Raw genomic sequence first — 9,516 nt, 5'->3', positions numbered from 1 at the left:
GCTTGTGTGTGTTTGTCGTAGACCTTGAGCGCCCTGACGCGGGTGGCATCGTCGATGGCAGTATATTGGAACCGGCGGATCTTCTCGCCGCGCTCGCCAGCGAAGGTGAGGAACTTGACGTCCATCTGGATGTGATGGCCTGGCACCTGCTTGCTGTGGTGATATTTGCTTCGCAGGTAGAGAACCTTGTCTACGATCTCGAGAGGCGTCTGGTTGGCAGGGTTCTTCGGGATGGGCTTGGCGTTTACCAGCCCGGCTTCGCCGCACTGGTCGTAAGCGGCTTTCCAGCGGTAGAAGCTCGATCGCCCCACGCCGAAGTATCGGCAGGTCCTGGCCACATCACCGATCTTCTCTGCATGGCGCAGCACTTTGAGCTTGCGATGAATGTCGCGGTCTTCCTTGGTCATTGGATCCATCCTACTGGCTGCCAGTCAGCAGCATGAAAGATGTCCCGCAAGTCCGTAAAGTCCTACAGCCACACCGAGCTTTCCTGAGGCTTGACTTGGGGACGTCCTTAAGGCCCATTTGTCCGGACAACCAATCCGGAGGTGCCCTGCGATGAGTGATCTGCCGCCACCCTATACTGCGCTAACCCGCCATCCGATGCTGGCGCGCACGAAGCATGACGAAGCGGCGCGGTTCAACTTTCTTACCCACTTTAACCGCTATTTGTCGGGCGTGCTGGGGCCAGGCAACAGGCTGGCCTATGACACGCGGGTTCTGCCTGATTTCCAGGCCAGGCATGGACGCGATCCCGAGCATCGCTACGAAATTCGCGATGCCATGAACGAGGATCAGTTCCACCGCATGTGGAGTGCATTGAAACGCAATTCGATGGAGATGCGCCAGCACAATGGCCGGCAGACCGTGCTGCGCCAGATTGACGAGCTCGATGCGTTGGCGCGCCAGTTCAACGAGCATTCCGGAATGCTGGAGCTTGATCCCGCCATCCGGCAGCCAGATTATCAGACAGCCGTGGACATCCACTGCCAGCCCGGCGGCTATCATGGCGAGGAACGGCCCGGCGATGTGTCGGCCGGGGCCAATTATGATGTCGGCATTTTCGCGACCACCGGCGGCGCATTGGGTGGCCTGAACGATGGCGGCGGACAGGCCGTGGTGTCCTGGGCAAATAAGGAGCGGCCGGATTGGCATCCCAAACGCATCCTCGATATCGGATGTACCGTCGGGCACAACGCCGTGCCAATTGCGCTGGCTTACCCGGATGCCGATGTGATTGCCATTGATACGGCGGGTGCTTCACTGCGCTATGGGGCGGCGCGGGCGGCTGGAATGGGGGCGAGGAACATCAGGTTTGTCCAAGCCAACGGCGAGGATCTGTCGCGCTATCCGGACAATCACTTCGATTGGGTGCAGACGACGATGTTCCTGCACGAATTGTCGGCGCAAGCGATGCCGAGGTTGCTGGCCGAATGCTATCGCGTGCTGAAACCCGGCGGGCTGATCCTCCACATCGAACAGCCCCAGTATAGCGCTGCCATGCCGCTGTTCGAGCAATTCATGCGTGACTGGGATGCCTTCAACAACAACGAGCCGTTCTGGAGCGCCATGCATGGCCAGGACCTGAAGGACGTGATGGCCCGCGCTGGTTTCGCGAAGGATAGCCAATTTGTGGTGGGCGTGCGCGCGGTCGTGGATCGTTCGATCTTTCCGGCCGCAGAGACCGAAGCGCAGGAAGATTATGGCCGAGCCGCAGTGTGGAACGCCTATGGAGCGTGGAAGGCTGCGGCGCAGGAGACGGCAGCGTGACTGCTAGGGACGCTGAAAGCGTTGACTGGATCGCTCGCGCCGGTAGCAAAGCCAAGGGGCGCCGCCCGGATTATTTCGAGGACCCGGCGATTGACCGGCTGCTTAGCCTCGCCATCGCGCTTGCTGCCGAAGTGAGCGTGCTGCGTGAGCGGCTCGACACGGTAGAGCGGTTGCTGGAAGCCAAGGGTGGCTTAAACCGCAACGATATCGAGAGCTACGTGCCTGATGCCAGCGCCGGCGAGGAGCGGGGCGAAGCGACACGCGGTTATATGACCCGGGTGATGCGTGGCTTCCAGCAAGAGGTGGAGGCCATGGCCAATACTGATCCGCCGATCATGGATTGGGTTGAGAAATTGTCGAAGGAATAGCCGCAGGATCGTGCGGCTCCCCGGGGAGATCGCATGGACATCATGATGCGGCCGCTGCCTCGCCCACGGGCCGAACTCGGCCGCGGACGCTTCGCTCGCCCGCGCGATCGGATCGGGCTGGATGATAGCCGGTTTCCATTAGATCACCGTCTCAGGCATCTGCCTTTCGGGAGGGGTGAAATCGTCCTGATCACTTCAAGATCTGGTTTATCTCCACCAGCACGCCATCCGGATCGAAGAAATTGCATCCCATAACACGGATTTCAGGCCCGCCATTGCGGCCTGGATAAATCTGCAGACGGGGTTCGGAGGTGAAATGAACGCCCGGCACCGTTTTGGCGGCCTTGCAGCGCCCGGCCACATCATCGGTGTTCATGACCAGCACGACGCCGCCCGGCCCCATCCGCTTTGGGTAGGGCTTGGCCTTTATCGCCGGCTTCACCCACTGCATCAGGCCAATCCAGCCTACCCATGCGTCATTCGAGTTCAGCAGCACCAACCGCGCTTTGGCGCCCGGCGGGCCAGCGGGTAGGGCGACCCCACTGGTTTCCACCACAGTGTCGTAATTCACCTGCATCCCCACGACGTCGCGATACAGTTTCAGGCTGGCTTCCATGTCGCGCACGATGATGGTGGCACGGCGCACATCGGTGGGCAGGCGTTCTTTCGGCTTGCCCACGCCTGGCGCAGTCTGCGCGGCGGCGGCGCAGGCCAGCAGGCCAAGCGCAATGATCAGCGGCTTCATCGAGGTTCCTCCACTGCGCCGCTGGCGAGCAATGCGGCGATCCTTTCTGCGCCATAGCCCAGCGCGGTCAGCACATCGCGGCTATGTTCGCCGGGTTTAGGCAACTGCTGCGGCGCGCCTGGCCGGCCGCCTGCCATCTCGAGCGGGATGGTCGGCAGCATCGTTTTGCGGCCGTCGTCGAGCGTGACCGGTTCCAGACCGCCCTGATTGAGATGTGGATCATCAAACAATTCTTCGGGCTTGCCGATGGGGGCGAAAGGCATGCCCGTGCCGTCCAGTTTCGCCACCAACTCGGCCCGGGTCATGCCGGCAATCAGCGCGCGGATGGGAGGCAGGATACGGTCCCGCGCCAACACCCGCTGGTTGTTCTTTCGGAGCGTCTTATCCGCCCAAAGCGCTTCCATTCCGAACAGATGACAGAATTTCTCCCAAAGTGCGTCGGTCACCACCCCGATAAACAAAGGCTCGTCTTTCGTTTCGAACACATCGTATATCGCCCAGGCTGAGACGCGCGCGGGCATCGGGGCGGCTGGCTTCCCGGTCACGGCAAACTGCGCCATATGCTGGCCCACCAGATATGCAGTCGTTTCAAACAGACTGGCGACGATCTTCTGGCCACGCCCGGTCTGGCCACGCTCGTGCAGGGCCGAAAGGATGCCGATCACCCCGAACATGCCTCCAGTCACATCGATCACGCTGGCGCCGGCGCGTATAGGCTTGCCCGGCGGCCCGGTCATGTAGGCGAGCCCGCCCATCATCTGCGCGACCTCGTCAAGGGCGGTACGCTGCTCATAGGGGCCGGGCAGAAAGCCCTTCTCACTGCAATAGATCAGACCCGGATTGCTTGCCGCCATCGCCGTATAGCCCAGGCCCAGCCGATCAAGTGCACCGGGGCGGAAGTTCTCCACCAGGACATCTGCTTGACCGATCAAGTCTTTTGCCACCGCCAGCCCGGCTTCGGATTTCAGATCGAGACAAATGGAGCGTTTTCCGCGATTGTACATTGGATAGTAGCCGGCACCCGAACCCAGCAGCCGCCGCGTCTGGTCCCCGCCCATCGGCTCCACCCGTACTACCTCCGCGCCCAGGCCTGCCAGGATATGCCCGACGGTAGGACCCATCACCATATGGGTGAATTCGATGATCTTCAGACCAAGAAGGGGTGTGGGCGCGGTCATTTGGCAAGGCGCTCCCGATAATCCAGCATAAGGCCGGCATCCGGTGTGAACCCATAGAGCGGCTCACCGGGCAGCGCCGCGGCCAGAATGGCGCGCACGGCGAGCAGTTTCTCAAGGTCAATGCCGGTTTCCAGCCCCATGCTGTTGAGCATCAGCACCAGATCCTCGGTCACAAGATTGCCTGACGCCCCCGGCGCAAACGGGCACCCGCCCAGGCCGCCAAGCGAAGCATCGAGGGTGGTGATGCCACCCTCGAGCCCGGCCAGAGCATTGGCGAGGCCCAGACCGCGCGTATTGTGGAGGTGCAGCGTTGTGAGCCTATCTCCGACGGCTGCGCGGACGGCTTGGATCAAACGTTTCACCTGGGCAGGATCAGCATAGCCGGTCGTGTCTGACAGACTTAACTCCATTGCACCGGCTTCAGCGGCGGCAACGGCGAGGCGCACGACCGTGCGTTCCGGCACCGCGCCCTCCATCGTGCAGCCAAAAGCGGTGGAGAGGCCAACGGAGAAATGCACGGCTGCCGTATTTGCCAGCTTCGCAACTTCGGCAATCTCCATGAGCATTTGCGCGTGGGACTTTCGGAGATTTTTCAAGCTGTGCGTCTCGCTCATCGAGAAGGGGATGGACATGCCGTGTACACCGGCTGCCACCGCCCGTGCCGCGCCCTTGGCGTTTGGTACCAGCGCAACCACGTTGAGGCCGGGAATTTTGCGCGCGAAGTCGACCAGTTTTTCCGTGTCGGCCATCTGGGGGAGCAGCGAGGTCGGCACGAAGCTGCCGACCTCTATCTCCTTCACACCGGCAGCGGCCTCGGCGGCGATCCAGGCCCTCTTGGCTTCGAGCGGCATGATCCGGCGGATTGATTGCAGCCCGTCGCGCGGTCCGACTTCGGATACGAGTATCATGCGTGCGGTTCCAGATAGACCCACGGCCGCGCCTTGCGGTCCGCCGCCTCCCAGGCGTCGATCACGGCATGCGATTGCAGGGTGAGCGCAATCACGTCCAGCCCTTCCAACAACATGGTCTTGGTTTCGGGGTCGATGGCGAAGTGGTGGCCGTTGACGGTTTGTGCGGCAAGATCGATGCTCAGTTCGCGCCAGGCGAAGGCGGCAGGTGGAAATTCGATGGGCAGCAAGCCGTTGCGCAGGCAATTGGCCTTGAAGATCGGAGCAAAGCTGGCAGCGATGACGGCGTTGATGCCCCATTCGGCCAGCGCCCAAACTGCATGTTCGCGGCTTGATCCACAGCCGAAATTGTCGCCGCCGAGCAGGATCTGTGCCCCGGCAGCGCGGGGATCGTTGATCGGGAAGTCGGGATCGGGCAGCCTGGAATCCACGTCAAGGTAGCGCCATGGCGCGAACAGGCCAGCAGCCAGCCCGGTGCGCCCCGTCGAGCGCATTTCCCGACTGGGGATGATCGTATCCGTGTCGACATTGTCCCGGAGGAGCGGGATGGCGATCGACGTGAGCGTCGTGAAGGGCGTCATGTCAATGCGCCCGAAACATTTCTGGGATCGGCGATGACACCGGCAATTGCACTGGCGGCGACGGTTTCCGGGCTGGCGATGTGGGTGCGAATACCGGGGCCCTGGCGGCCTTCGAAATTTCGGTTGGTGCTGCTGATGGTGCGACTGCCAGGTGAAAAGCCCTCGCCGCCGGCATAGAAGCAAAGCGAACAGCCACTTTCGCGCCATTCGAAGCCGGCGGTGGCAAAGATGTGGTGCAGGCCTTCGGCCTCGGCCGCGCGCTTTACGGCGCTGCTGCCCGGAACGACCAGCGCTCGCCTGATTCCGGGCGCGATATGACGGCCCTGCAAGAGGGTGGCGGCGCGGCGCAGATCGGAAAGCCGACTGTTGGTGCAACTGCCGATGAAGGCGACATCAATTGGTGTACCTGCAATGGGCGTTCCGGGGGCGAGGCCGATATACTCGAGCGCGCGCGCGGGGCCTTGGGGCACGGTGGCCGTCACGGCGATGCTGTGTTCGGGACTGGTGCCCCAACTCACCATCGGGGCAACGCTGCTGGCATCGAACGACAGCTCGGCGTTGAAAGCGGCATCCGGGTCGCTGTACAGCGATTGCCAATAAGGAGAATCAAAGACTTGTGGAGCATAGCGGCGGCCTGCAAGTGCGGCGAAAGCGGCCTCATCGGGCGCGATGATGCCGGTGAATGCAGCGAATTCTGTTGCCATATTGCAAAGGGTCATCCGTGCATCCAAGTCCAGCGCGGCGACTGCGCTGCCAGTATACTCCACGGCGTGGCCAGCGCCGCCGGCTGCGCCGAAACGAGCCAGCAGGGCGAGCGCGAGATCCTTGGCGGTGACGCCCACTGACAGTCGCCCATCGAGGCGGATGCGCATGGTCTTCGGGCGCGACAAGCGCAACGTGCCCGTCACCATCGCATGTTCAGCTTCGCTGCTGCCGATGCCCCAGGCCAGCGAGCCGAATGCGCCTTGGGTACAGGTGTGACTGTCAGGCGCCACCAGCGTGCAACCTGGCAGCACGATGCCGAGCTCGGGCGATATTACGTGGGCAATGCCTTGATCTCGGTCCGTCACGTCGAAGATTGTCAGGCCGGCAGCGCGGGCGGCTTCTCGGGTTTCGGTTATGAAGCTCTGGCCGCCGGGCATAAGCGTCTGATCGGAGCGGCCAGGGCGTGTGTCGACGATGTGATCCATGCCAACGAAGACGCGCGCCGGGTCGCGCACCGGACGCCCGGCGGCGGCCATCGATTTCAGTGCTGCAGCGCCGGTGCGTTCATGCAAGAAGATGCGATCAATGGCGATCACGTCGGCACCGCTAGAGGTGGCGGCCGCCCGGTGCGCGTTCCAGATCTTCTCTACAAGAGTTGCCATCAGGGTTCCAGGCTCCTCCAGTCTTTCGTCACCAGTTCTTCCTGGATGGCGGTGCGGGTTTCAAGCTGGCCATTCCTGATCCAGTGCCAAGTGCGGCAACGTTTGGTGCCGCAGTCAGAAAGCTGAATCATTTCGTAAAGATAGAGAGATGGATCGCCGGTGCGTTCCCAGAATAGCATGACCGATCGGCTGTGATCATCCTGCCCCACTTCCCAGGCGCTGCCCTTGATCAACTCATTGTCCCACCATACCCGCTTATCGTGATAGCGGCCGGGAAACTCGCGGATCTCGGTCCGGCCATCGGCCCAGCTGTAATGGTTGGTCTGGTGGTACGGCATTTCCACATCGTCGGCGAGAAAGCGGCAGAACAGTCGGCTCCTGTGCTCGTCAACCTTCACGCCAGCCGCGTTGTAATAGATGTAGCTGCCATCCCAAACGCCTTCGTGGCGGGCAAGCAGCGGCATGTCTTCACGGATCCCCATCTCTGTCTCCATAAGCGGTGTGAAAGGCGTAAGCGCTGCGGGCTTGCAGCAGGGCAAGGTGAGCGGCGGCGAGCCCAGCCGGCGCGATGGCCGCGGGGTCGAATGGGATGACGTTGACACTGTACCAGGGCGCAAACAAGCGACCGGCGCGGACTACACTCCACGCACGGGCAAGATGGCTGCCGAAGCGATCGGGCGTGAGATCGGGGTATAGCTGGGCGGGATTGCCCGGCGGAGGGGGTTCAAAGACCAGGTCGGCAAAACCGCGCTGACGTTGCACCTGTGCGAATACGGCATCCCATGTCGCGCGGTCGCTGCCGGCCTGCCAATCGTCGGAAAGGCCATGGCCCGGGGGATCGATGCCGGCGCCCACGGTCAGGCTTATGGCGCGTCCCGGCGCAGGGATGATGCAGGTGTCACCGGCACGCCCCCGCCAATGGACGAGGCCTGTGAAATATTCGGTGGATACTCTTGCAAAACCTTGGTCATCTGATTCACGCAAGACAGCGTCCGGCACCGATGGAAGCGCCAGCAGCCAATCTAGACTGACCCGGTGGTGATCGGCTTGGGTCGCGACCTTTTCGGCCTTCCAGCCGGCAGGCATGGCCCCAAGCCGGTCGATATGGGCCTGCAACGGGTCGCCGGCATAGGCTGAGATGAGGACAGGCGGCACGTTGGCATCGGCCAGCGGAATGTCACGCGGGGCGCGGAGCACGGCGCCATAGCCAGCGCGATAGTGGTCGCCCGATTCAAGCATTTCCCGAACGGCCTGATCGATCCGGGAGACGTCGGCGTGTGCATTCGGCAGACGCGCTTCGGGGCGCAGGTCGAACCAGGGGAAAAACCAGCTCTGCTCCAGCATGCGGTTCCAAAGCCAGGTGAGATGTTCGCCATAAGCGCTTGGCTGGAACACTGGCAGATATGAGGCGCTGAAGATCGCCATTTCCTGTTCCGTCCAGATCGCATAGCCGCCCACCGCCATGCCGGTGAAGCGCTGGGGATAATGCTTCATGGCGGTCATCAAGATGATGCCACCGCTATGGAACCCGTATGCAGGGCAGCGATCGAGGCCCAGTGCGTCCATCAGCGCAATCAGGCCAGCAGCGAAATCGGCGATATCCGGGTTGCCAGGCAGAGGTTCCGACTGACCGAAACCCGGTGTGTCGGGCGCGATGCAGGTGAAATGCTGGCCCCATACCCGCATCAGGGCGTCATATTCGGCCGATGAGCGCGGCGACTGGTGGACCATCAGCAGAGGCTGACCCGCGCCGCAGCGACGGTAATGGACGCGGCGCAAGCTGCCGTCCGGATTGGGCACGTCGATGAAGTGACGGGAAATCATGAGAGGTAATTTGTCCGGACAAACTCCCCTCGACAAGCTTTATCTTCTTGGCCAAGTTGTAAGCTTGGGGATTCGGGAGGAACGGGATGGTGCTCAAGGGCACATACATGGTGAGCGATGGACGAACCGCGCGCCAGATCTTCGACGAAGTGATGGCCAACCCAGCGCGCCGGAAGTTCGGTATCGGCAGCAAGATCGCTGTCATCAATGTTGATTTCCAGCGCGCCTACACCGACGTCGAAGCCTTTGCGACTGCCTACGAGACCGACCCGCGCCAGATCTATCATGTTAATAAAATCAGCGCATTGGCCCGCGCCAAAGACATGCCGGTCGTATGGACGCGCGTTGCATACAAGGCCGATGCCGGGGATGCCGGCATATGGGGAACGCGTACCAACACGCCCGACAGCTTGCAGAACATCAAATATGATAGCGAGCGCCATGATTACGATCCGCGCGTGATCGTTGGCATGGACGATCTGCAGTACACCAAGCGCATGCCCAGCGCCTTTTTTGAAACCCAGTTGGCCAGTTATCTTGTCTGGCACAAGGTGGATACGGTTGTGATTACCGGCGGCTCCACATCGGGATGCGTACGGGCCACTGCGGTGGACGCGCTGTCCCACGGCTATCGAACCATCGTGCCGATCGAGACCTGCGCCGACAAGCATGAGAGTTATCATTTCGCCAATCTGACCGACCTGCAGCTGAAATATGCCGATGTGGAGCCAGTGCAGGCAGTGATCGACTGGCTGGAGGCAAGGCCTTGAGGAGA

The 9,516-nt window shown here is 61.9% G+C and carries 11 protein-coding genes; 3 read left to right on the top strand and 8 right to left on the bottom strand.

All coding sequences use genetic code 11. The features are described 5' to 3' along the window. A partial coding sequence (locus Q7O19_RS08425; RefSeq protein ID WP_303809886.1) for a helix-turn-helix domain-containing protein occupies positions 1-407 on the bottom strand: 407 nt, incomplete at its 3' end. A gap of 151 nt (positions 408-558) precedes the next feature. Here Q7O19_RS08425 and Q7O19_RS08420 point away from each other — a divergent pair. Together Q7O19_RS08420 and Q7O19_RS08415 are read left to right on the top strand one after the other, a co-directional pair. Further along, positions 559-1,770 (top strand): class I SAM-dependent methyltransferase, encoded by a 1,212-nt coding sequence (locus tag Q7O19_RS08420; protein ID WP_303809885.1) that lies wholly within the window; start codon positions 559-561, stop codon positions 1,768-1,770. After that, a complete protein-coding gene (locus Q7O19_RS08415; RefSeq protein ID WP_303809883.1) occupies positions 1,767-2,138 on the top strand; it encodes a hypothetical protein in 372 nt (123 codons plus the stop codon). Before Q7O19_RS08420 ends, Q7O19_RS08415 begins: the two co-directional genes overlap by 4 nt. 190 nt (positions 2,139-2,328) lie before the next feature. Here Q7O19_RS08415 and Q7O19_RS08410 read toward each other — a convergent pair whose 3' ends face one another. From Q7O19_RS08410 to Q7O19_RS08380, 7 genes are read right to left on the bottom strand one after another with little or no spacing between them, the layout of a single operon-like run. Then, complete coding sequence (locus tag Q7O19_RS08410) at positions 2,329-2,883, bottom strand: VOC family protein (RefSeq protein ID WP_303809881.1); 555 nt, start codon at positions 2,881-2,883, stop codon at positions 2,329-2,331. Continuing rightward, on the bottom strand, positions 2,880-4,061 hold the full coding sequence (locus Q7O19_RS08405; protein ID WP_303809880.1) for a CaiB/BaiF CoA-transferase family protein: 1,182 nt from the start codon (positions 4,059-4,061) through the stop codon (positions 2,880-2,882). Before Q7O19_RS08405 ends, Q7O19_RS08410 begins: the two co-directional genes overlap by 4 nt. Beyond that, positions 4,058-4,969: a hydroxymethylglutaryl-CoA lyase gene (locus Q7O19_RS08400; RefSeq protein WP_303809888.1), complete on the bottom strand. Its 912-nt coding sequence runs from the start codon at positions 4,967-4,969 to the stop codon at positions 4,058-4,060. The genes Q7O19_RS08405 and Q7O19_RS08400 overlap by 4 nt, the downstream gene beginning before the upstream one ends. Beyond that, positions 4,966-5,550, bottom strand: coding sequence for a 3-isopropylmalate dehydratase small subunit (leuD, locus tag Q7O19_RS08395; RefSeq protein ID WP_303809879.1), 585 nt, complete (start codon positions 5,548-5,550; stop codon positions 4,966-4,968). The genes Q7O19_RS08400 and leuD overlap by 4 nt, the downstream gene beginning before the upstream one ends. Next, a complete protein-coding gene (locus tag Q7O19_RS08390) occupies positions 5,547-6,917 on the bottom strand; it encodes a 3-isopropylmalate dehydratase large subunit (protein ID WP_303809877.1) in 1,371 nt (456 codons plus the stop codon). The genes leuD and Q7O19_RS08390 overlap by 4 nt, the downstream gene beginning before the upstream one ends. Further along, on the bottom strand, positions 6,917-7,399 hold the full coding sequence (locus Q7O19_RS08385; RefSeq protein ID WP_303809876.1) for a DUF3598 domain-containing protein: 483 nt from the start codon (positions 7,397-7,399) through the stop codon (positions 6,917-6,919). The genes Q7O19_RS08390 and Q7O19_RS08385 overlap by 1 nt, the downstream gene beginning before the upstream one ends. Next, complete coding sequence (locus Q7O19_RS08380) at positions 7,386-8,741, bottom strand: alpha/beta hydrolase (protein WP_303809875.1); 1,356 nt, start codon at positions 8,739-8,741, stop codon at positions 7,386-7,388. The genes Q7O19_RS08385 and Q7O19_RS08380 overlap by 14 nt, the downstream gene beginning before the upstream one ends. A gap of 86 nt (positions 8,742-8,827) precedes the next feature. Here Q7O19_RS08380 and Q7O19_RS08375 point away from each other — a divergent pair, with 86 nt between their 5' ends. Further along, entirely contained in the window at positions 8,828-9,511 is a 684-nt protein-coding gene (locus Q7O19_RS08375) for an isochorismatase family protein (RefSeq protein WP_303809873.1), read from the top strand. Positions 9,512-9,516: the final 5 nt, after the last annotated feature.

Origin of the sequence: Sandarakinorhabdus limnophila DSM 17366, from assembly GCF_945882885.1 — a bacterium.
GTDB classification, from domain to species: Bacteria; Pseudomonadota; Alphaproteobacteria; order Sphingomonadales; family Sphingomonadaceae; genus Sandarakinorhabdus; species Sandarakinorhabdus limnophila_A.
The sequence above is the reverse complement of the archived record's forward strand: the minus strand, read 5'-3'. Positions and strand labels throughout refer to the sequence as shown.